The 23,019-nt window shown below is 29.0% G+C and carries 20 protein-coding genes and 1 riboswitch; of the genes, 1 reads left to right on the forward strand and 19 read right to left on the reverse strand.

All coding sequences use genetic code 11. The features are described 5' to 3' along the window. Positions 1–50 precede the first annotated feature (50 nt). The 14 genes from KGF36_RS13855 to purR form a co-directional block, all read right to left on the reverse strand. Positions 51–833, reverse strand: a complete 783-nt coding sequence (locus KGF36_RS13855; protein ID WP_227829101.1) for a prepilin peptidase — start codon at positions 831–833, stop codon at positions 51–53. Beyond that, a complete protein-coding gene (locus KGF36_RS13860; RefSeq protein WP_227829102.1) occupies positions 814–1,896 on the reverse strand; it encodes a type IV pilus twitching motility protein PilT in 1,083 nt (360 codons plus the stop codon). Before KGF36_RS13860 ends, KGF36_RS13855 begins: the two co-directional genes overlap by 20 nt. A gap of 105 nt (positions 1,897–2,001) precedes the next feature. Then, positions 2,002–3,513 (reverse strand): hypothetical protein, encoded by a 1,512-nt coding sequence (locus KGF36_RS13865; RefSeq protein ID WP_227829103.1) that lies wholly within the window; start codon positions 3,511–3,513, stop codon positions 2,002–2,004. A 20-nt stretch (positions 3,514–3,533) separates the two neighbouring features. After that, complete coding sequence (locus KGF36_RS13870) at positions 3,534–4,061, reverse strand: prepilin-type N-terminal cleavage/methylation domain-containing protein (protein ID WP_227829104.1); 528 nt, start codon at positions 4,059–4,061, stop codon at positions 3,534–3,536. A gap of 38 nt (positions 4,062–4,099) precedes the next feature. Beyond that, positions 4,100–4,666, reverse strand: coding sequence for a prepilin-type N-terminal cleavage/methylation domain-containing protein (locus KGF36_RS13875; RefSeq protein WP_227829105.1), 567 nt, complete (start codon positions 4,664–4,666; stop codon positions 4,100–4,102). 26 nt (positions 4,667–4,692) lie between these two features. Continuing rightward, positions 4,693–5,601, reverse strand: coding sequence for a type 4a pilus biogenesis protein PilO (gene pilO / locus KGF36_RS13880; RefSeq protein ID WP_227829106.1), 909 nt, complete (start codon positions 5,599–5,601; stop codon positions 4,693–4,695). Then, on the reverse strand, positions 5,594–7,309 hold the full coding sequence (locus tag KGF36_RS13885; protein ID WP_227829107.1) for a PilN domain-containing protein: 1,716 nt from the start codon (positions 7,307–7,309) through the stop codon (positions 5,594–5,596). The genes pilO and KGF36_RS13885 overlap by 8 nt, the downstream gene beginning before the upstream one ends. 15 nt (positions 7,310–7,324) lie before the next feature. After that, entirely contained in the window at positions 7,325–8,533 is a 1,209-nt protein-coding gene (locus KGF36_RS13890; RefSeq protein WP_227829108.1) for a type II secretion system F family protein, read from the reverse strand. Between the two features lie 11 nt (positions 8,534–8,544). Then, positions 8,545–10,221: a GspE/PulE family protein gene (locus tag KGF36_RS13895; RefSeq protein ID WP_227829109.1), complete on the reverse strand. Its 1,677-nt coding sequence runs from the start codon at positions 10,219–10,221 to the stop codon at positions 8,545–8,547. Between the two features lie 151 nt (positions 10,222–10,372). Continuing rightward, positions 10,373–10,879: a type II secretion system protein gene (locus tag KGF36_RS13900; protein ID WP_227829110.1), complete on the reverse strand. Its 507-nt coding sequence runs from the start codon at positions 10,877–10,879 to the stop codon at positions 10,373–10,375. Between the two features lie 156 nt (positions 10,880–11,035). Next, positions 11,036–11,121, reverse strand: a riboswitch (cyclic di-GMP riboswitch). Positions 11,122–11,968: 847 nt separating this feature from the next. Continuing rightward, on the reverse strand, positions 11,969–12,919 hold the full coding sequence (locus tag KGF36_RS13905; protein ID WP_227829111.1) for a ribose-phosphate diphosphokinase: 951 nt from the start codon (positions 12,917–12,919) through the stop codon (positions 11,969–11,971). A gap of 94 nt (positions 12,920–13,013) precedes the next feature. Then, the gene (gene glmU / locus KGF36_RS13910) at positions 13,014–14,393 is read right to left on the reverse strand and encodes a bifunctional UDP-N-acetylglucosamine diphosphorylase/glucosamine-1-phosphate N-acetyltransferase GlmU (RefSeq protein ID WP_227829112.1); all 1,380 of its coding nucleotides are present in this window, start codon (positions 14,391–14,393) and stop codon (positions 13,014–13,016) included. A 211-nt stretch (positions 14,394–14,604) separates the two neighbouring features. Next, positions 14,605–14,883, reverse strand: a complete 279-nt coding sequence (gene spoVG / locus KGF36_RS13915; protein ID WP_003421453.1) for a septation regulator SpoVG — start codon at positions 14,881–14,883, stop codon at positions 14,605–14,607. Between the two features lie 154 nt (positions 14,884–15,037). Then, entirely contained in the window at positions 15,038–15,916 is an 879-nt protein-coding gene (purR, locus tag KGF36_RS13920) for a pur operon repressor (protein WP_227829113.1), read from the reverse strand. Between the two features lie 218 nt (positions 15,917–16,134). On the opposite strand from purR, the gene murC reads away from it, so the two are divergent. Further along, complete coding sequence (murC, locus tag KGF36_RS13925; protein ID WP_227829114.1) at positions 16,135–17,487, forward strand: UDP-N-acetylmuramate--L-alanine ligase; 1,353 nt, start codon at positions 16,135–16,137, stop codon at positions 17,485–17,487. 77 nt (positions 17,488–17,564) lie between these two features. On the opposite strand, the gene KGF36_RS13930 is transcribed toward murC, so the two are convergent. The 5 genes from KGF36_RS13930 to rsmA form a co-directional block, all read right to left on the reverse strand. Beyond that, the gene (locus KGF36_RS13930; protein WP_227829115.1) at positions 17,565–18,359 is read right to left on the reverse strand and encodes a hypothetical protein; all 795 of its coding nucleotides are present in this window, start codon (positions 18,357–18,359) and stop codon (positions 17,565–17,567) included. Between the two features lie 69 nt (positions 18,360–18,428). Further along, on the reverse strand, positions 18,429–19,325 hold the full coding sequence (locus KGF36_RS13935; protein ID WP_227829116.1) for a cation diffusion facilitator family transporter: 897 nt from the start codon (positions 19,323–19,325) through the stop codon (positions 18,429–18,431). Positions 19,326–19,510: 185 nt separating this feature from the next. Further along, positions 19,511–20,626, reverse strand: coding sequence for a M20/M25/M40 family metallo-hydrolase (locus KGF36_RS13940; RefSeq protein WP_227436340.1), 1,116 nt, complete (start codon positions 20,624–20,626; stop codon positions 19,511–19,513). Positions 20,627–20,775: 149 nt separating this feature from the next. Beyond that, complete coding sequence (locus KGF36_RS13945) at positions 20,776–22,065, reverse strand: hypothetical protein (protein ID WP_227829117.1); 1,290 nt, start codon at positions 22,063–22,065, stop codon at positions 20,776–20,778. A 65-nt stretch (positions 22,066–22,130) separates the two neighbouring features. Beyond that, complete coding sequence (rsmA, locus tag KGF36_RS13950; protein ID WP_227829118.1) at positions 22,131–23,000, reverse strand: 16S rRNA (adenine(1518)-N(6)/adenine(1519)-N(6))-dimethyltransferase RsmA; 870 nt, start codon at positions 22,998–23,000, stop codon at positions 22,131–22,133. Between the last annotated feature and the right edge of the window lie 19 nt (positions 23,001–23,019).

A 23,019-nucleotide genomic window follows, 5' to 3' on the forward strand; every position in this document is an offset into this window, starting at 1 on the left:
CTTTAATTCACTTTTATAAAAATTAAAATTACATTAAATTTAACTATCATCTACATAAGTATAGAAAAGTAAAATTCAAGTAATTGTCTTCCAAATAAAATTGTTATCAATGCTCCAATTGATATAAATGGCCCATAAGGTATAACAGAGTTGTATTTCTTTCCCTTTATCTTACTGAAAACTATCACACAAACTCCATATACTGCTCCTACATAAACACTCACTAAAGCTGTTAAAAGACCATTTTTAGTGCCCATATATAATCCTAACATTGCGAATAGTTTAATATCTCCTCCACCCATGCATTCTTTTTTTATTATAAATTCAATTAGAGCTACTATAAGCCAAACACTTCCTCCACATACAAAAGCACCTATAATAGAATCTTTAATTGAAACTTCTTTTAGTAGGAGATTAAAAATTATAGCAAATATAGCTCCAAAAACTAGTATCCTATCTGGTATTATAAAGTGGTCAATATCTATAAATGTTATTACAATTAATAAAGATACAAGAACCAAATAATAAATAGTCGATATAGATATTCCATAAACCATAAACACTGTTAAAAATAAAATTCCTGTAATTAACTCTACTATAGCATATCTGCTAGAAATTTTCTCACCACAATACCTACATTTTCTACCACTCATTAAATAGCTAAAAACTGGTATTAAGTCCATAGGTTTTAGTCTAGTATTGCAACTCATACAATGAGATGGGGGGCTAGAGATAGATATACATTCTGGAATCCTAAAAATACAAACATTAAAAAAACTTCCAAATACTATACCAATTACAAATACATATAAATTAACGACTATAATTTCCATTATAATTTACGCCACCTATCATTCTAGTCATAAATTCTTGGTCGGTACATCTACTAAGTGCCATATCTTTTGTAATCTTTCCATTTTTATAAAGTTCCATCAAATCTTGATCCATAGTTTTCATACCTGCTTTAACTCCAGTTTGTATCATATTTGGAATTTGATATGTTTTTCCTTCTCTTATTAGGTTTTTTATTGCTGGTGTTGCAAACATCAATTCAATTGCAGCTATCCTACCTTTCCCATCTGATGTAGGAAGTAATTGTTGTGATACTACTCCTTCACAAACTGTAGACAATTGAGTTTTTATTTGTTGTTGTTGAGCTGGCTGGAACATGTCCACTATTCTGTCTATTGTCTTAGCAGCACCAACTGTATGTAGTGTTGAAAATACTAGATGTCCTGTTTCTGCGGCTGTTAATGCTATTGACACAGTCTCCGGGTCTCTCATTTCCCCTATTAGAATTACATCTGGGTCTTGACGTAAAATAGCTCTAAGAGCTGAGTGAAAACTTTCTGTATCAGTTCCTACTTCTCTTTGGTTTACTAAACTTTGTTTATGGTGATGGACATACTCTATTGGGTCTTCTAGTGTAATTATATGTTTTTGTTGTGTTTCATTTATTATATTTATCATACTTGCAAGTGTTGTACTTTTACCACTTCCTGTAGGCCCTGTAACTAAAACTAATCCTTTATGTCTTTCAGTAAAGGATTTTATGTTTTCTGGAAGTCCTAGTTTCTCAAAAGTTGGTATTTCTGCTGTTATAGTTCTTATTGCTATTGCATAATTTCCTTTTTGTCTATAGGAATTTACCCTAAATCTTTCTCCAGTTTTTAGAGAAGCTGAAAAGTCAGCTTCTCCATGTTCTTCTATTACTTTAAACATAGATTCCCCAGCTATGTCTTTGGCCATTTGCATTGTTATCTCTGGTGTCAAGATTTGTTCACTTAGCTTTACAAATCCTCCTTTGACTCTAGCTACAGGATTTGTACCAACTGTTATGTGTATATCTGATGCGTTCAATCTTATACCTTGTTCTAATAAATCATAAATATACATAATATTTATTCTCCATATCTTCTATTAGTTTACTTACTTTTTTAGTAATAAATACATAAGGTTATTTTATTACTTAATTTACACTAAATTATCTTTTATTTGTATCTAGTTTATTTTTTTATATGAACTTATGTCATGACTAATTGAAATTATATCTTTTATATTATCGTTATCTGACTCATTTTTCTTGATTTTAAAGTTTACAGTTGCCTGAACTTTATATTTTGAATTTGAATTTACTTCCTCACCTAATCCAGGAATAATTTTTTCGATTTTCTCTGGTTCTATCTCAGTTATTCCATTTTTATCTCCAGTAACTGTAAATTTCATCTCTGTGCTATATCCATTCTCAATTAGATTTAACCAATCTTCTTTTGTCGCATCATATTCAGCTTTATAAAAAGGTATTTTTAAAGATATATCTTCTGTTTTAGCCACCTCTTGAGGTTTTAGTTCTTTTATTCTACATTTTATCTCTGTCAGTGTTTCTCTTTGAAGTTGTTTCAAAGTTTCACTTAATCCAAATGCATCAAAATTTGAAGGTAGCTCTCTGTACATTTCAATTTTGATTTTATTAAACTGCTCTATAATTTCATATAATAGATTCTTGTATTGTACATAATTTTCTGATGTATTTTTTTCTCCTTTAGATATATTTAAACTTAGAACTTCAAACTTTTGTACATTATCAAATAATTTAGTTCTCAAATCATTTAATTCTTTGCTTCTATTTGGAATTTCTTCTATATATTTATTCAATTCATCCCAACATTTACTCCAATTTCTATCAATCAAATCCCTTTGTATCAATTCTAAATATTGTGTTTGATTTGGAATTTCATCTAAAACTTCTACTTTTGACGAATTACGATGAAATATCGTATGCCTATATTCATTCATATTTTGTATAGCTAAAGAAATTTTATCCAAAGCTTTATATGTGTGTATAAACGCATTATCAATATGTTCATCTTTTTCAACATTACCATCTTCTAAAAAGAATTTAAACATCATATCATTTCCTAAAAGCTTTGATTCATAATTAACCATATTATCAATATCTGATTCTAATTTTTGTCGTGTTATATTAGAAATATCACCAGTATTGTATTTCTCACCCAACGCTAATATAAATTTTTTATTTGAATCAATAGAAGAGTAAACCATATTCGCATCACCATCTTGCATAATACCTAATTTTTCTACTTCTATTAGTTCATCTCTTGCTTTCTCTAACTCTTTACAAGCTGTAGCTAGATAATATTTTATATTATTCATATAATTAAGTTGTATTTCTTCAAGATTTTCCTCTTTATCCTCATTTGCTACTGTTCTTGAAGTTACCTTATTTTCCTTATTGTTATCTTTTTTAAACTCATTGTCTATTTTTTCAAGCTCATCATACAATTTTTCATATGCTTTATCAACACTATTTTCCACACAGGTCTCTGCTAAATACTTGGCCTGTATCACCTCATTAGTAGTCTTTGTAGACTTTATTCTATTAGCTATTTGATTTGAAAATGTCACCCCAACAATAGAAAGCAATGCTACTACAACCAAAACTAAAACTAACGCCGCTCCTCTTTCGTTTTTTATCTTATTCCACTTCCTCAAAATCTCACCCCCAAGTAAAATTATTTATCTTTAAATATTTCAGTTACAATTTTAACTTCTTTTTTACTTGAATAGTCATTCATGCTTTTCCCTGTTGCAGTTATTTTGTATATTTGACCACTTTTATCCTCTACAATAACCTTTACTTTGTTTGTAATACTTTCCTTGTCAATTATATTGCCATCTTTATCTTCTATTGTTGTAATCTCTTTATATGGAGTATCATACAAGCTCACATCATCCTTGTTAAGTACTTTATCATATACAACTTTATTTGATTTATCTATTAATTTTTCATATTCCACCGTTCCATCTTCTCGCTTATCTAGACTGTCAAAATCAAATGTTCCACTTTTTATTTTCTCTCTTAAATTCTCTATTTCACTTTGAACATAATTTAAGGAACTTATATCTGCTTCATTTTTAGTGTTGGCCTTTTCATTAGTATTGATAATATTAAAAAATGCAAATAATATAATTCCCATAATTGCCATAGCTACTAATACTTCAATTAAAGAAAATCCTTTTTCATTACTCTTTTTATCCATATTTTATCAACCTACTTATTTTTTAAATAAATTCCCATTTACCCAATTCTTGACATAACATCAAATGTATAAGTCTTATTATTTAAGTTACTGCTTTTCTGGCCTTCTTGAGCTGATTCATTATAATATACACTTACCGTATAAATAGATTTATCAGCTTGTTTTTCTATTTTAAATGGTGTTTCCTTCATTTCTTTATTGTTTTGAACTAATGGTTGCTTAGAGATTATTGCTTCTCTAAGCCCATCTTCAGTATTAGTAGTATTTTCTTGAATTCTTGTTACAGAGTATACTCCTGTATTGTTTTTGGTCTCTATAGATACTTCATACTTCACTATATTCTCTGGAGTTTCTATATTATATTCATAGCCACTACCTGAACTGTTCTTTATTACATCCTTACAGTTTTCTAAGTCTCTATTTAAATATTTATTAATTAAATTAATATTTACCTGAGCATCTGTAATGATTTGTTGTTTTTTTACTGCTGATGTTATACCATTAAATACTTTATAAGAAATGCTTAAAACTATAGTCAATATAAATACAGCCACTATTATTTCTAATAAAGTAAGACCTTTTTCATTGTTTTTGTACAAGTTCATCACCTATCTTTAAAACCTCTTTGGTTTTATTTTGCACTAGATTTAAATGGATTATATTTTCCTGGTCTCCATGAAGATGGATTATCTGTATCAAGTACCATTGTAGTATTTTCTTTCGTATACATTATAAATTTAAACGTAGCCTCTACTACACCTTCTGCTTCTGGAGTCGCTACTTCTTTTTTTGTTTCTTTTTCTGTTGCAGCTCTAAGTACACATGTATTACATAGATAACTTGTTGACCTATCTAAAAGTTTGTCATTCTTAAGAATTTCTCCCTCTTTTATCAATGGACAGTCATTATATAAATGCCATTTATCTTCGCCTTCTACCCAATATATTTTTGTATCTTTATTTATGTTCACATTTTTTATTAGATCTTTATTACTTGTTGTCTCTTGCTCTTCTTTTTCTGGTTCTATATATGAAGTCATAGTATAGTCTAATATCTGAGTAACATTTTTTTGTTCTTCTAAATAAGCCATCAATTTTTTAACATTTCTATAGTCCCCTCTAACACTTATTGTTGTTGATATTCCACAAAAATGTTCATATTCTCTAATGTTTCCAACATCATAGCTAGTTAAGTCAATATTATATGTTTTCATTTTCTTGTCTAAACCAATTAGAAACAGACCATCTTGCATATCATATAATAGATTTTTACTTTTTTCATTTAATTCATTCTCAATATTTTTAAGTTGTTTTTCATATTTTGGCATAAGAGCTGTTTTCTCTTTATATGTATTTAATTTTTGTGTAGCTTGTTTTACAGAATTTTTTGTAGAAACATATTTCTCATATTGTGGATAAAGTCCAAAATATCCATAGGATAAAATAGCAAGTAAAATTACAACTTTTATAAGAATTCCCTTTAGACTAACTTCCATTTTAAATATATCTTTTATATCTTTTTTAAATATGTCCTTATTCATTAGTTAATACACCTTCTTCCAGGTATAATGTCATATTAAATGTATAGTTGGAATCCTCTCCATTGCTTTTTATACTATGCAGTTTAACATCCTCAAAATAATACAATCCCTTTAATTTATATAAAAATTGCCCTACATAAGAAGAATCCTTAGCATTTCCCTCTATATTCAAAACATTTGGTATCTTATCATATAATGGAGTCTTATCATCTGCTTCTGTATTACTATCAGACTCCTCATTACCATTTAACGCCTCTGCCACATTTACAGTTTTATCTTCATTTAAGTCATTACTATTTTTACTTTCATTATTATTACTTTTTGTATTTGTACTTGTTTTAGCTTCATCATTATTTGATTTATTTGTATCAGTTTTACTGTTGTCTGAGCTTTCAGTTTTATTAGTTGTTCCTACTCCTTGATATGTTGTTGATAAGCTTGTCAGTTCAACCCTACTTGGAGTATTTTTATCTATATCATCCAATAGATTTTCCCATTTAACCTTTTTCCCAATTAACATATCATATACCTTTATTTCTTCTGTTTTACTTTGTATCATTTTTTCTATATTTCCAATTTGATAGTAAGCAGATTCAATATTCCTTATTTCATCATTTACATTTTCAAGTTCTTTATTAGCTAAACTGTTTGAAAAAATTAAACATAAATATGGAATAGAAACCACTAAAATAAATACGGGTGCTATCTTCATTACACTTTTTATTTGTTTAGCTTTCATTTGTTTTCTGAGTATATCCATTGGTAGAAAATTTATATTTTCAAAATCTTTTTTTCCTTTAGGCTCTATCATACAACCTAAAAGTTCTACAATTGAATTTATATCATCTTCATCTATATCACCAGATACCATATCAGCTATATCCATTATCTCTGTAAGACCTTGAGAAACATAGTTTGAAAATGCAGAACTAAAAGCCTCATAAATTAATTTATTAGAGTACCTTTTCCCCAATATCAATATAGTATCTGTTACCTTACCAAAGTTTCTTGACGAATAGTAATTCATAAGTCCTTTTGACTCTTCGACCACATTTAATAATTGTATTTCCATATCTTTAGCAGTTATTCTTATCGGTATATTATCACTAATGAATAAAGTATCTTTTTTATATATGTTTATAATTGTGCTATTATCGCTTATATTTGTCACCATTATATCATTGTAATCTAAGTTCTTGAGAATTCTTAAATAGGCAGTTGATAATGTATCTATTCTATCCAATACCAAATCAAATTCATGTATTATATCTACAATTGCATTTATTTCTTCTTTTCTTATAGCTCCAATAATCAGATTTAAACTAGCCTCTTCACCTTCTGACCTATCAGATATCTCACTAGATACTTCATATGAAAATACATACTCATCCGATTCTAAAGCCATCATTTCATCCATTTCTAACTTCATAAATCCATCTAAATCTTTTTTATCCATCTTAGGCAACTTTTGAGGTTTTAGAATTACATCTCTCGTATTCAAACAAAACACTATGTGTTTTGATTTTAACCTTACATTTTCTAATGCATATCTCAATAGAGCATACTTTTCTTTAGAAAAATCTTGAGCAATATCCTCTATTGAAAATACATTAAAGTTTTTTATATAAAACGTATCTTTATCATGTTTGTATCTGCCTTCAACTATGGATATAGAATCACCATAATATGATACATAAACCTTATTCATTTGTTGTTTTCCCTCCTACATAGCATCATATATACTAAGCATTGGCATGAATATTGATACAACCAGTACCGCAACTATAATACCAACTGCAATTATTAAAACAGGTTCTATCATTGATGCCATTCTATTTAGATAAATTTCGGATTCATATTCATAGAATTCGGCCATCTGTCTACTTATGTTCTCTAATTCCCCTGTCTGCTCCCCTATTGCTATCATCTGCACTAAAACTGAATCAAAATACGTATATCTTTGTAAGTTTTCTGCTAGACCTTCACCTCTTGTTATTCCATCTTTTGCTGATGTTAAAATCTTTTCTGCCATAGTATTATTTACACTATCTATGATATAATCAAGCCCTTGTACTAATGGATATCCTGTTGATACAAATAGATACAATGCTCTTGAAAATCGTGTAGCCACCATGCAGTTTATCCCTTTTCCCAAAACAGGAATTTTATTTATAACTCTATCCTTTTGAGCTCTACCAACTGGTGTTTTTAGATACTTCTTAAATTGGTAAATAGACAATATAATAGCTAAAAGTACTATTGGCCAAAATGTCTTCATAAACGTACCAAATCCCATAACAATCCTTGTTATAAGTGGAAGAGTAGCACCTACTGTTGTAATTGAATTAATCATCTTAGGTACCATAAATGCTGTAAATATAAAAATCATTATAAATGAAGAAATCAAAACTATTAATGGATATGTAGCCGCATTTCTAAGTTTTTGCTTAACTCTATGCTCACTGGAATAAAATGAAGCCATACTTTTTAATACTTCATCTAGTTTACCTGTAGCTTCACCTGTAGCTACCATGGCACCAAGTAACTTTGGAAACTTCGACTTTGGTGCAAGCATTGAATCAGCAATAGTAGAACCTACTTTTATCTCTGCTACTATACGATTTATTTCTTCTCTTAATGTAACATTAGTTGACCTTCCTGCTAATGTTTCTAATCCAGAAATACTATTTATACCAGAAGACACTATAATAGCAAACTGTCTGCAAAAGTGGCTTATCTGGTCAGCCCCTAAGTCTTTTCTTCTCTTTCTAGAAGATATATTTATATTTTTACTTTTACTTTCTTTGATTTCAAGAACTCTAAGATTTCTTTTTCTAAGAAGACTTTTAGCTTCATTAAAATCATTAGCTTCAATCACATCAGTTTGCTTTTTCCCATCCTCTTTTATTATTGTATACTTAAAACTTTTCATAATATCATCCTTTAATCAGTCATCAAAATTATTCTAATCATTTCTTCTACTGTTGTCTTTCCACCTAAAACCTTTTTAACTATATCCTCTTTTAGACTAACCATACCTTGTTTTTTAGCTAACTTTAAAATTTCTCTTTGATTTGCAGAGGAATCTATTAGCTCTTTTATTTCTGGTGTAATTTCAAGCATTTCAAATATACCTAGACGTCCCTTATATCCAGTATTATTACATCTTTCACAGCCCTGCCCTTTATAGATAGTTACTGATTCGTTTATATCAATACCAAGAGCCTTTTTTTCTCCAGTATCTGCCTCATATGAAACTCTACAATGCTCACATATTTTTCGTGTCAGTCTTTGAGATATTACCCCTAAAAGAGATGAAGTTATCAAAAAACTTTCCACATCCATATCCAAAAGACGTGAAATTGCTCCAACTGCTGTATTTGCATGTAATGTGCTTAAAACTAAATGTCCTGTAAGAGAGGCTCTAATTGCTATTTCGGCAGTTTCTGTATCTCTTATCTCTCCAACCATTATTATATCTGGGTCTTGACGCATAAAAGCTCTAAGCCCACTAGCAAAAGTAAGTCCTGCCTTTTCATTTATTTGAGATTGATTTACACCAGGTAATTCATACTCTATAGGGTCTTCTATTGTCAATAAATTTCTATTTTCTGTATTCAATTGATTTAGCATTGAATATAATGTAGTAGTTTTTCCACTTCCAGTAGGTCCAACAACTAATATAAGCCCATAAGGGGTATTTATTAACTCGTCATATATCTTAGAGCCATGTTCATCTATTCCTAGTACTTCTTTACTTACCATAAAATTACTCTTATCAAGTACCCTCATGGCTATCTTTTCATCCCTATTGGTTGGCATTGTAGAAACCCTAAAATCTATCGGTTTATTATCTACTTTTAAATATATTCTACCATCTTGTGGAATCCTCTTTTCAGATATATTTATATCTGACATTATTTTTATACGACTTATTACTGCCTTGTATGGCGCAGAGTTCATCCTCATATATTCTCTTAACATTCCATCTATCCTAAATCTAACACGCATGTAATTTTCACTTTGTTCTATATGTATATCACTTGCTTCCATCCTAACAGCATTTTCTAGTATATTATTTACTAGCCTTACTATTGGAGCAGCATTTACATCCTCTTCAAGGATTACTGTTTCTCTAATTCCACCAGTCTTGTTTTTGTTGTATTCAGTCATTGCTTTATTTATTTCTGAATGTGCATAGGCATGACCTATTGCTTTGTTTATATCTTCTGCACTTGATATAAATATTTCGACATCTTTACCTGACATACGTCTTACATCTTGAACTGCTTCTCTATCTTGTGGGTCTGACATGGCTAAACATATTTTATTTCCATCGATTTTGAATGGAAATACAGTATATCTTTTGCATATATTTTCTGGAACCATCTTTGTAGCTAATGTATCTATTTCTGTTCCTTCTAAAAATACACTTTCTATATCTAAAAGTTCTTTTAATACACTTATTAATAAGTTACTATCTATAAGTTCTTCTTGTACTAGAAATTCTCCTAGTCTTTTTCCACTATTTTTTTGCTCTGATAATGCCCATTTAAGCTGGTCTTCTGTTATGTATCCTTTTTCAACCAGTTTGTCTCCTATTCTAACTTTTTTAGCCACAGATTTCACTCCTTTACTATTTTAATTATACCACCATTTATGATTTGGTATTAAATAAAATAGTATAAAAAAACAGGAAGATTTTCTTCCTGTTTTTTATATTATATTTTTCATTAAGTTTATAATATTTTTTATAAAAAAATAGATTTAATTATTTTGTTGAATCCATAACAGTATTATCTATAAGTACCATATATAGAACTTTATTATTTATTTTTGTATTACTTGTTAATTCGTCCCCAAAATTATCTCCTGTAACACCTGTATATATTTTCTTTTTGCCTATATCACTCAATAATTTTGCTGATTGTGCTTCTGTTAATGTAACTCCATCACCATCTTCACCTATCTGTAATACTAATCTATTACCAACTTTAATCAGTGAATATTTTCCACCTATATCAGCTTTATCAGGAAGAGATTCCATATAGCTCTCTAAAGTAGTTAAAGTTCCAGTAGGTATCTTATTTGTATCTGAATAATAAGATAATGCTGCACTCTTAACTGAACTATAATCAGACTCAACACTTGCTACCTTAGCCTTGTTTATATTACTAAATAAAGCTGGAACTGCTACCACTGCTAATATTCCTATAATTGCAATTACTACCAATAATTCCACTAAAGTGAAACCTTTTTTATTCTTTCTTAACTTCATTTTTATTCCCCCTCAATTTTTAAATTAATACTTACTTATAATATATCTGGTTAAAAATCTAAGTAAAATTATTTACACGTACTAACCAGATTTATTTCTAGCATATAACCATTTTTTTGAACAAAAAAAGCTATGAAAATAAAAGTATCATAAATACAATTTCATAGCCGGTTGCACCACTAACTCAATATGTTCCAAGGTGCCCACATTACAGAACATACATCAACGTTTCTATTTTATTAAATTTAGAATGATATATAACTCATAATAGAGATACATATCCACTTATATTATATAATAGTTACCACATTTTAGCAATACAGTTTATATTATTTATATATACCAAATTTTCACATGTTCAAACATAATTTCTTAAAGTAACTATACTATACAAAAAAAGAAACATCTCCCTACAATTATCATATATCGTAAGGAGATATTTATAAATTATCATTTAGTTTTATCATTGTCATTTCCATCCTTTGCTAATATTTATTTGAAAGCTAAAAGCTATTACAATATAGTATTTTATTAAAAACATCTATATATAAACATTCTATATTCTTGCAGTTATGATTCAGTCACAATCACTATATAAATGAAACTCTTCATTTACAGGTATGCTTATTGTGCAAAATTACTTTCTTTACAGTAACTTTATATAATCCAGAACCCTATCACAAACACTAAAGATATAGAATAGATATTTTCAATTCTTATAAATAAACTTTCAATAGATTTTTATATTTACTTTAGATTGTGACTAAATCACTTAATTATTAGGGGTTCATCTTCATTCCTTCCCATTGGAAACACCTCTTTCTTTAATTTATATTTACATAATACTACATAATTCAATTTTTTTCAATACTTTTTCTAAATATTTTTTATATTCATAAAATTCATAATTTTGTATTTTTTATTAAATTTAGTTTTTAATTACTTATCTACATGTTTTACAAGAAACATTTACTTTTACATACACACATACAGATCCAATAAATTATAATAATACATAAATTAGATATCAAAAAAGAGTTGCTTAAAAAACTTATATCTTTTTTAAGCAACTCTTATAAATCTAATTAATTAAAATAATTTACTTACTGATTCATTAGAGAATATCATTCTTATAGCATCTCCAAATAAAGGAGCTACTGTTTTTATTTTTATCTTATCTATTCTTTTTTCTTTAGGAAGTTGTATAGTATCAAGAACTATTAACTCACTTATTTCTGAATTAGAAATTCTTTCAATAGCTGGTCCTGATAATACACCATGAGTACAACAAGCATAAACATCTTTTGCCCCAAACTCTTTAAGTGCATTTGCAGCATTAACTATTGTTCCTGCTGTATCTATCATGTCATCTAATAGTATAACATTTTTACCTTTAACATCACCTATTAAGTTCATAACTTCACATACATTAGCTTTTGGTCTTCTCTTATCTATTATAGCTATTGGAACTTCTCCATTTAAAGTATTAGCAAATTTTCTTGATCTAGTAACACTTCCTAAGTCTGGAGATACTACTACTAAATCTTCTATTTTCTTTTCATTGAAGTAATTTGCTAATATTGTTCCACCTAGTAAGTGGTCTAATGGTATATCAAAGTATCCTTGTATTTGAGCAGCATGTAAATCCATTGTTAATACTCTATCTGCTCCAGCAGCAGTTATTAAGTTTGCAACTAATTTAGCAGTGATTGGATCTCTTGCCTTAGCCTTTCTGTCTTGTCTTGCATATCCATAGTAAGGAATAACTGCTGTTATTCTTCCTGCTGATGCTCTCTTTAATGCATCAATTAAGATTAATAACTCCATTAAGTTATCATTTACTGGACTATTAGTAGATTGTACTACAAACACATCACAACCTCTTACTGTCTCATTCATGTTTACACATATTTCACCATCACTAAACGTACCTACTTCACAGTCTAGCACTGATACACCTATATAGTCAGCTATTTTTTGTGCTAACTCTTTCGATGAATTACCTGCAATAATTTTAATCTCGCTTCCGCTAGTATTCATTTATGTAACCCTCCTGAAAATTTTAAAATCCTAATGAATATAATTTATAATAATTTCGAGCTAATTTTATTAGCCAAAATAATAAACTAAATAACTATTTACTTTGGTTATCTTTTTGATTCTTCTTTTCTACCCATCCTTCTTTAACAACTTGTCTTTGTCTTGCTATTGCTAAAGCTCCATCTGGGACATCATGTGTTATTGTTGAACCTGTAGCTATATATCCTTTTTCCTCTACAACTACTGGTGCAACTAAATTAGAATTTGAACCTATAAACGCATCGTCTTTTACTATTGACTTAAATTTATTTTTACCATCATAGTTTACAAATACTACTCCACATCCAATATTTACATTTTTACCAACATGTGCATCTCCTATATAAGAAAGATGAGATGCTTTTGAACCATCTTCTATAACAGCATTTTTTACCTCTACAAAATCACCTATTTTTACATTGTTTCCTAAGTTAGTTTTTGGTCTTAGATATGCATATGGTCCAACAGTAGTATTATCTCCAACTTTACTATCAAGTATAGTTGAATTTTTTATTTCTGTTCCAGTTCCTATTTCTGAGTTTGTTATAGATGAGTTCATTCCAATTATACAATCTGAACCTATCTTTGTTTTACCTTGTAACATAACACCTGGATATATTATAGTATCATTACCTATCTCAACATCAGATTCTATATAGGTAGAGTTAGTGTCTATTATAGTCACTCCATTTACCATATGAGATTCATTTATTCTTTTTCTCATAATTTCTTCTGCCTTTGATAATTCCACTCTTGAGTTAACACCCATAAGTTCTTCAATAGTTGAACCTGCAAATGCACCAACTTTTAAGCCTTTGTCTCTCATTATTTTAGCAGTATCAGTTAAATAATATTCACCTTGTGCATTGTTATTATTTAACAAATCTAATGCTTCTCTAAGACTCTTTCCATTAAAACAGTATATCCCAGAATTTATTTCACTTATCATTTTTTCTTCTGAATTTGCATCTTTTTGCTCCACTATTTTAAGAAGGTCCCCCTTCTTATCTCTTATTATTCTACCATAACCTGTTGGATTTCCAACTTTTGTTGTAAGAACTGTGGCATGATATTTATTTTCTATATGGAAATCAAATAATTTCTTTAATGTTTCTTCCTTTATAAGTGGAGTGTCTCCACAAAGTACAACTATTACATCTTCATCATTTATATATTCTTTAGCCATTTTTACAGCATGTCCTGTTCCAAGCTGTTCTGTTTGCATAGCTATCATAGTTTCTTCTGCAAGTTTTTCTTTTACTACATCCGCTTCATGCCCCAAAATTACAACAGTATCCTTTACGCCTGATTTTTTTGAAACATCTATAATATGGTTGACCATTTCTTTTCCGCATACTTTATGTATAACTTTTGGGTATTTAGACTTCATTCTTGTTCCTTTGCCAGCGGCAAGGATTATAGCTTTAAAGTTCATTGATACACTCCATTCAATCTAATTTAATTTTATTCGTATTATTATCTCAATCAATATACATTATAATACATTTATTTAACAATTTGTATACAACATATACATTATCACTAATAATATAGCACTTTTTTACTAAAAAGTACATATTTTAATGCAAATTCTACATTTAAAAAGAGCCTAAATGTTCGGGCTCTCTCCATTTTTATATTTATTGTTATTCAGCAGCTACTTCCCATTGAACTAATGCTTCATGATACGCTTGTAAAACTGCATCTTCTAAAACTTGTCTCATTTCTGCATTTATTGGATGAGCTATGTCTCTGAAATTTCCTTCGCCTACTTTTCTGCTAGGCATTGCTATAAATAACCCATTGTGGCCTTCTATAACTTTTATATCATGTACTACAAACAAATTATCAAAAGTTATTGACACTATACATTTCATTTTACCTTCTTCTGTTAATTTTCTTACTCTTACGTCAGTTATCTTCATACCAATATATCCCCCTTTGATTTTGACAGAAATTAATTTATATTAAAATTATTATTGTTGGAATAAATTAATATAAACTGTTTTTTAAGTAATTCTATGGACAACTAGGGATATCCTCTTTTTATTTTTACATATTTTTCTAAATATTTTTTTATTAATCTTCATCTATCTCAAATTCAAATTCTGAATCATTTTCCCCATCTAAGTCTTCATTTCTATATTCATATTTAAAAGTTTTTAAGTTTGGTTCAACTACTATTTTATCTCCAGTAACATCTAACTGAATTAGTGATATATAATCTTTTACCATTTTTTCTGAAGGATTTGTTGTAGATATGAATACTCCAGTACCTATAACCTCTGCTCCAAATTCATTCATAAGGTCTACCATTCCTTTTATAGTACCTCCACCCCTCATGAAATCATCTATAATTATAACTTTACTATCTGGTTTAAGAGCCTTTCTTGGTAAACTCATACTCTCAACCTTCGAATTATTTCCACTTACATATGTCATACTAAGGGTAGGACCTTCTGATACTTTTATATCTTTTCTTATTATAACTAGAGGTAAATTCATAGCCTTTGCAGTCATAAGTGCCATAGGTATACCTTTTGTTTCCATTGTTACAACATAATCTGCGTCTACATATTCAATGTTTGAAGCAAATATTTTTCCTATCTTAGCAGCTATTGTAGGGTCATAAATTAAATCAATTAAGTATAAAAAACCGCCAGATAGTATTCTAGATGTGTCACATATTTTCTCGCACAATTCCATTAAAAACTCTGCATTTTCTGCTATAGAAGTTTTAGGTATATATTTTACTCCTCCTGCTGCTCCTGAGATAGTTATAACTTTACCTAAGTGTAGTTTTTCAAATACATTTTTTACAACTAATAAATCTTCACTTATTGTTGATTTTGCTGCATTAAATTGATTTGTAAAATAACTTAATGTATATATTTTATTTGGGTTATCAGATAGTATTTTAACTATTGCCCCAATTCTCTCTGTTCTTTTAAATTTCATTACTATTTCCTCCTGCCAGTACCTTTATATAACGTTAAACTAACTAATGCATAACAATTCGTATTGTGGTATAATATTACTTATGTTTTATTATATTCAAAAATAAAATACATATAATATTATATGCATATTAATTATAAAATATTGAACATTATATTATTATACCACAAAAATAGTTCATATTGTAGGACTTAATTAAAAAGAAAGGTGGTTTTATTATGAATATACACTTTATAGGAATTGGCGGTATCAGCATGAGTGCATTAGCCGAAATATGTATCAATAAGGGTTATCAGGTTTCAGGTTCGGATTCAAACGAATCATACCTATTAGACAAACTTAGGGATCAAGGGGCAACTATCTATATCGGTCAAAAAAAAGAAAATATATCAGATGATGTAAATATGGTTGTTTATACTGCAGCAGTTCACCCAGACAATGAAGAACTTATAGCTGCTCGAGAAAAAAATAAATTAATAATGAACAGAGCTACTTTTTTAGGTCAGATTATGAGGGAGTATAAAAACTCTATAGCAGTTTCTGGGACACATGGAAAAACTTCTACAACATCTATGCTGTCTACAATTTTTGAATATGCAGACTTAGACCCTACTATATTGGTTGGTGGTAACTTAAGTATGATAGGCGGTAATGTTAAGATAGGTAATTCTAACCACTTTATAACTGAAGCATGTGAATATGTAGATAGTTTCCTTAATTTTAATCCTAAGATATCTATAGTTTTAAATGTTGAGGAAGACCATCTTGATTATTTCTCTGGTATAGATGAAATCAAAGCTTCGTTTAACAAATTTGGTAAACTTTTACCTCCAGATGGATATTTCATAATAAATGGTGATGATGAAAATGTTGATGACATATTGTACGATGTTAAAGCTACTATTATAAAATATGGTAGAGATTCTGACAATGATGCTGTTATAAAAGATATACATTTTGACAATGGTGGTCACGGAATCTTTAAAATAGAGTACCAAGGAAAAGATTTAGGAGAATTTGAACTTTCTGTATATGGCCTTCATAACATATACAATGCTTCTTCTGCTATAATGGCAGCTCTTGTTTCTGGTATTGATTTAGAGACTATAAGAAAAAATATAAAAATATATAAAGGCGTAGGAAGAAGATTTGAATCTAAGGGATATTACAAAAATGCCTTAGTAATAGATGATTATGCACATCATCCAACTGAGCTAAAGGCTACTTTAGCTGCTGCTAAAAAGTTAAAAAAATCAACTTTATGGTGCATCTTCCAACCGCATACTTACACTAGAACAAAATCTCTTTTAGGTGAATTTTCAGAAGCTTTCTATGCAGCTGATAAAGTTATAATAACAGATATATATGCTGCAAGAGAAGATGACCCAGGAGATATACACTCTAAAGACTTAGTTGAAAAATTATATCAAAACAATGTAGATGCTATCTACATAAAAGAATTTGAAGATATAGTAAAATATTTACGTGAAAATGTTAATGATAATGATTTAGTAATAACTGCTGGTGCTGGTCCAATATATAAGGTTGCAGACTTACTAGTTGAAAAATAGTATGTAACTAAAAATAACATATAAAAATTAATTTAGGCTATCAAATGATATAATCACTTGATAGCCTTCTTAATATTTTATTTCTTTCCAATCTCAAATATTTCATTTTTAAGATAATCAAATAAACTTGTATGAACCTCGTAGTAAGAGACAGTTTTCTTAGAAGTAACTTTTACATAATCCTTGCCCATTGTATCCACTTTCACCGCAAAATTTTCACCTTTTATATTTATACTGAAATTATAATCACTTCTTTCCTTACTTTTTTCTGGCTGAACCTTTCCTACAACTCTTTTTGAAATCATCTTATGTGCTAAATCATCAAACTTCCATTTATGAATCTTCTTAGTTTCTTTTCCATAAGTTATAGTGACCTCTTTCCAGTCTTTATAGTGACTCAAAAGGTCAAATGAAGTATATATGCTCTCATCTAAAAGCTTCTTAAAAGAATTCTTGGAATCAATTGGAACTTTATAATATTCCTCTTTATTTACAGTATAGACTCTAAAAAAATTAAGGTCTGTAGAAAATTTAATTCCATCATCAGAATACCCTTCATAAATTGCTTCATAAGAAGTAGTATTTCTCACTTTCTTAAATTCTGAGAAAAAGAACTTTATCTCGTTCCACATATCTTCTTCGATTTTTATGTTTTCTACATTTTTATCTGATACATAAATTTTCTTCTTCTCTTTTATTTGAGTCATTAAAGACCTATTATCTTCTGTCTCTGTTTCTACTTTCTTTGGAACCTCACTCTTATCCTTTTCCATGTTTAGACCTATTTTAAAAGATATAAAGTATATTATAAAGAAAACAACTACTCCTATTAATATTGCAGCTTTTTTCTTTAGTTTTCTTTTCTTACTCATTTAACCACCCCTAGAGTTTATAGTCATAAAACAATTATATAACTTTTTACACTTTTTTTTAAGCCATAATTATTTTATACACTTATTTCCTTGGCAATTAGTACATGGTTCAACATGAACTGTTATCCCTTTTACAAATTCCATATGTTTTATTATATGTTTTTCCAACTTAGTAGCAATATCATGCCCCTGTTTTACTGTTAGATTTTCATCAACACATATAGTCAAGTCCACATATGCCATAGCTCCATGTTTTCTAGTCTTTATATCTCCTAGATTTTTAACGCCCTCTGTATCTGCTACAATAAACTTTAATTCTTGTCTTTCTTCTTCTTCAACTGAAACATCCATCAATTCATTTACAGAACTTATAAGTATATCAATTCCTACCTTAGCTACAAATACTGCTACTACAACTGATGCAATTGGGTCTAATGGTTTAAATCCTAAAATAGAACCTCCTATACCTATAAATGCAGCCACTGAAGATAGAGCATCTGACCTATGATGCCAAGCATCTGCTTTTAAAGCGGGTGAATTTATCTTTTTAGCAACTTTTATTGTTATTCTATATTGATACTCTTTTATCAAAATTGAAATGACTGACACTATTAATGGAAGTATTGATGGAACACTCAATGCATCTAAGTTAAATAAGGATTTAATAGCCCCTATACCTATTGTGATAGAAACAAATATAAGTAATATTGATAATACGAATGATACCAATGTCTCTGCCTTTTCGTGACCATAATTATGTTCCTTATCTCCTGGTCTAGAAGATACATAATTACCTATCAGCACACCTACAGAACTTATAATATCTGAAGCGGAATGTAATCCATCTGCAATCATAGCACTAGAATTACCAATAATACCAGCTATCACCTTAATTATTGTTAAGACTATATTCCAAATTATTGATTGTATTGTTATTTTATTTGCTTCCTCGTACCTTGTTTCCATTGTTATTCCTCCTCATAAACCAAATCTAAATATTATTAAAAACATATATTTAAACATAAATTAAAGTTATTATTATATTCAAATGTATATCTTTTACTTTCAATAGAGATTATCAATCTTCTATAAAATGAAAAATCACCTAGCTTGAGCTAGGCGATATATATATTATACACTATTATTTAAATTTATGCTTCTTTTATTATCTCTATTACCATTTTGGCAGAATCATATAAATCCTTTATAGCTATATGTTCATCTAATGTATGAGCATTTTTCATACCTATTCCTAGAGTTATAGCTTCAATACCATTTTTACTTAATATATTAGTATCGCTACCTCCTCCTGTAGATTCAGTATGACCTTCTATTCCTAAATTTGAAAATGCTTTTTTTGCAAGTTGTATTATTTCTGAATCTTCATTAACATCTATTGGAGTATATGCTCTATTTACATCTATTTCAATTTTAGCTCCAAAATCCTTAGCGGCTTTTTCAAAAGTTTCTACCATATGTTTAGTTTGAACATCTAATTTATCTTCTTTTAGGCTTCTAGCTTCTGCAACTATGTTAACTTCTCCTGTTACTATATTTGTAGCTGTTCCACCATTTATAATTCCTATGTTAGCAGTTGTTTCTTCATCTATTCTAAGTAAATTCATATTATCTATTGCTCTAGCAGCTACCATTATAGCACTTATACCAGCTTCAGGCTCAAGACCTGCATGAGCTGTCTTTCCTAATATCTTAACATTTATTACATCTTGTGCAGGAGCTTTTACTATTATCTCTCCAGGAGAACCACCACTATCTAATACAAAGGCATATTTAGAATCTATTTTTGCATAGTCTAAATTTTTAGCTCCAACTAATCCACATTCTTCACATATAGAGAATACAACTTGAATATCAGTATGTTCTATATTGTTTTCTTTTACCTGTCTTAATCCCTCTAATATAGCTGCTATACCTGCTTTATCATCAGAGCCTAATATTGTAGTACCATCACTTTTTATTATTCCATTTACTTCATCCACTATAGGTTTTACCCCTATTCCTGGAGTTACTGTATCCATATGTGAACTAAATAATATTTTCTTTCCTTCTTTATTTCCTTTTAAAGTAGCTATTATATTGCCTGTTTCTCCATTTGCTTTTTCACCAGCATTATCTACTACAACTGAACAACCTATTTCTTCTAACTTTTCAACTAATACTTTAGCTACATTCCCCTCTTTTAAAGATAAACTGTCTATCTGTATTAATTCAAGGAACTCATTTAAAATTCTTTGCTCGTTTATCATAATCTTCCTCCATAATATAATAGGTATTTCAACATATATTGTAGTGTAATATTTAAATATTATCAATAGTTTTTAAACTTTTATATCATTTTCATTAATTTTCTTTACTAAAATGAAAGTTAAAGTTAAATTCTTTCATTCTTATTGTTTTATCTAACTATATTTCTCTGTCTAGAATCTATAAAGCATAACCAGTAGCCTAAACTATTGGTTCTATGGTCACAAACTTGATATTTTAAAAATCCTGTGCTTCCATTATCTGGTTGTTCATTTCTATTCCCTGGAATAGCATAAATATAATGCTTTCTCTTATTATATTCATCATATTGTACTCCAAATAAGTAATGTCTATATTTATATGAATGTAAAACTGCATCACTATACATTGTATAATTCAATACATTTAAATATCCTAAATAAGGCATTGAATATCCACACAATGTTGTAGGATTTACCTCTATTTTCCACCATCTTGTATTGTCTATATAATCTGCTACAAAAGGCTTAACTTCTCTGAATAGTTTTAGCCCTTTTTTTATTTGTCTAGGCATAAGTAATGTTCCAGCTTGCTTATTTCCACTATCTACTTGACTTATCCCATTAGCTCTTTTTACTTTTTCAATATTATTTTGTTCTTTTTGAGCTTTCTTTGACTTAGTAGTTTTTGGAGAAGCAACTATCTTTTCTTCATGTCTTATTTCAAAGTCTTCTTCATCCTCATCATATTCCTCATCATCTTCTATATCGTCATAGCATTCATTTTCTTTAGCCTTGTTATAATTTTCTATTTCTTTATAGTTATTAAATTCTTCAATTTCACCATCACTAGAATCTTCTATATCTGCTCTTGCCTTTAATTCTACCTCTTCACTTTCATCATCTTCCCAATAATCGTCATATTCATCTTCATCTTCATCATATTCTTCTATGATATATTCTTCGTCACTATCACTATTTTCTTCATTGTCATCATCATCTTCTCTATATTCTTCACTTGCATCATCTATATCGTCTTCTAAATACTCTTCTTCACTTTCAGCTAATTCTTCATCTTCTACATCTTGGAATAATATGTCCTCATAATTTTCAATCTTATTTCCCTTAAAGCCAACTAAAGGAATATTTCTTTCATACAATAAGGCAATTCCTTTTATCTCTTCATCATAATCCTCTAAATCTAAAACAAATTCACCTCTTCCTTGTTCATTTAAAATTATATTTCCTAAGTCTATTAATCCATGGTCACCTTTTATTGCTACTGCTTTATACCCATCTTTAACATATTTTAGATTTTCTACATATAATGCAATGATTGATTTTTCATCATTTACTTCGACTTTTGCAAAAGCTTTTGGCAGTACTCGTTCTTTGTATCTAAAGTTTATGTCTTTAGCTTCTAGTATTATATAGTCTCTTTTAAACTTTCTTTTAGAACCCACTGCAATCCCCCCTTAACACAGTTTCTCTAAACAATATATGTTAATAAAATAAAAAAAAGTACCTCCTATTTAGAAGATACTTTTGTATTTACTATATTTGAAAGAACTGCAAACTCTTCTATACTAAGAGTTTCACCGCGTCTTTTTTCATCTATATTAGCTTCTTTTAATATTTCTCTTATTTCGTCCTTATTAAGAAAACCAAGGCCTCCCAATGAATTAAGTAGAGTCTTCCTTCTTTGTCCAAAAGATGCTTTTATTGTCTTGAAAAATATTTCTTCATTATGAACATCATATTTCTTTTCAGCTCTAACATGTAAACCTATAACTGTTGAATCTACATTAGGCTGTGGTATAAACATATGTCTTGGAGCCTTTGCTACAATTTCTGTTTCACAATAGTACTGAACAGCTATAGACAATGCTCCATAATCCTTCGTACTTGGAACAGCATTCATTCTATCTGCAACTTCTTTTTGAACCATAACCACTATATCTGTTACAGGTATATCCTCTTCTAAAAACTTCATAACTATTGGTGTAGTTATATAATATGGAAGATTTGCTACAAGCTTAACTGGTCCACCATTTAATTTATCTTTTATTAGCTCTTGTATATCTACTTTTAATATGTCTTGATTTATAACTTCTATGTTCTCTAAATCTGATAAGGTATCTTTCAATATAGGAATTAAGTTTTTATCAATTTCTATAGCTACTACTTTTTCTGCTACCTTACCCATTTCACGAGTTAGTGTACCTATACCAGGTCCTACTTCTATTATATTATCTCCGTCTGCCACTCTAGCTCCATCCAATATTTTATCTATTATATTACTATCTATTAAAAAATTCTGACCTAAAGACTTTGAAAATTTAAAATTATGTTTTTGTACTACTTCTTTTGTTGCGCTATGTGAAGATAGTCTATCCATCGTTTACTCCTTTTTAACT

The sequence above is a fragment of the Clostridioides sp. ZZV14-6009 genome (genome assembly GCF_020658095.1).
GTDB lineage: Bacteria > Bacillota > Clostridia > Peptostreptococcales > Peptostreptococcaceae > Clostridioides.

Excerpts from the sequence above, each read along its gene's own strand:
- murC (WP_227829114.1), top strand. The coding sequence starts at position 16,135 with ATGAATATACACTTTATAGGAATTGGCGGTATCAGCATGAGTGCATTA.
- rsmA (WP_227829118.1), bottom strand. The coding sequence starts at position 23,000 with ATGGATAGACTATCTTCACATAGCGCAACAAAAGAAGTAGTACAAAAA.
- pilO (WP_227829106.1), bottom strand. The coding sequence starts at position 5,601 with ATGAATAAGGACATATTTAAAAAAGATATAAAAGATATATTTAAAATG.
- KGF36_RS13900 (WP_227829110.1), bottom strand. The coding sequence starts at position 10,879 with ATGAAGTTAAGAAAGAATAAAAAAGGTTTCACTTTAGTGGAATTATTG.
- KGF36_RS13855 (WP_227829101.1), bottom strand. The coding sequence starts at position 833 with ATGGAAATTATAGTCGTTAATTTATATGTATTTGTAATTGGTATAGTA.
- KGF36_RS13890 (WP_227829108.1), bottom strand. The coding sequence starts at position 8,533 with ATGAAAAGTTTTAAGTATACAATAATAAAAGAGGATGGGAAAAAGCAA.
- KGF36_RS13905 (WP_227829111.1), bottom strand. The coding sequence starts at position 12,919 with ATGAATACTAGCGGAAGCGAGATTAAAATTATTGCAGGTAATTCATCG.
- KGF36_RS13940 (WP_227436340.1), bottom strand. The coding sequence starts at position 20,626 with ATGATAAACGAGCAAAGAATTTTAAATGAGTTCCTTGAATTAATACAG.
- KGF36_RS13885 (WP_227829107.1), bottom strand. The coding sequence starts at position 7,309 with ATGAATAAGGTTTATGTATCATATTATGGTGATTCTATATCCATAGTT.
- KGF36_RS13870 (WP_227829104.1), bottom strand. The coding sequence starts at position 4,061 with ATGGATAAAAAGAGTAATGAAAAAGGATTTTCTTTAATTGAAGTATTA.
- KGF36_RS13935 (WP_227829116.1), bottom strand. The coding sequence starts at position 19,325 with ATGGAAACAAGGTACGAGGAAGCAAATAAAATAACAATACAATCAATA.
- spoVG (WP_003421453.1), bottom strand. The coding sequence starts at position 14,883 with ATGAAGATAACTGACGTAAGAGTAAGAAAATTAACAGAAGAAGGTAAA.
- purR (WP_227829113.1), bottom strand. The coding sequence starts at position 15,916 with ATGAAATTTAAAAGAACAGAGAGAATTGGGGCAATAGTTAAAATACTA.
- glmU (WP_227829112.1), bottom strand. The coding sequence starts at position 14,393 with ATGAACTTTAAAGCTATAATCCTTGCCGCTGGCAAAGGAACAAGAATG.
- KGF36_RS13875 (WP_227829105.1), bottom strand. The coding sequence starts at position 4,666 with ATGAACTTGTACAAAAACAATGAAAAAGGTCTTACTTTATTAGAAATA.
- KGF36_RS13930 (WP_227829115.1), bottom strand. The coding sequence starts at position 18,359 with ATGAGTAAGAAAAGAAAACTAAAGAAAAAAGCTGCAATATTAATAGGA.
- KGF36_RS13860 (WP_227829102.1), bottom strand. The coding sequence starts at position 1,896 with ATGTATATTTATGATTTATTAGAACAAGGTATAAGATTGAACGCATCA.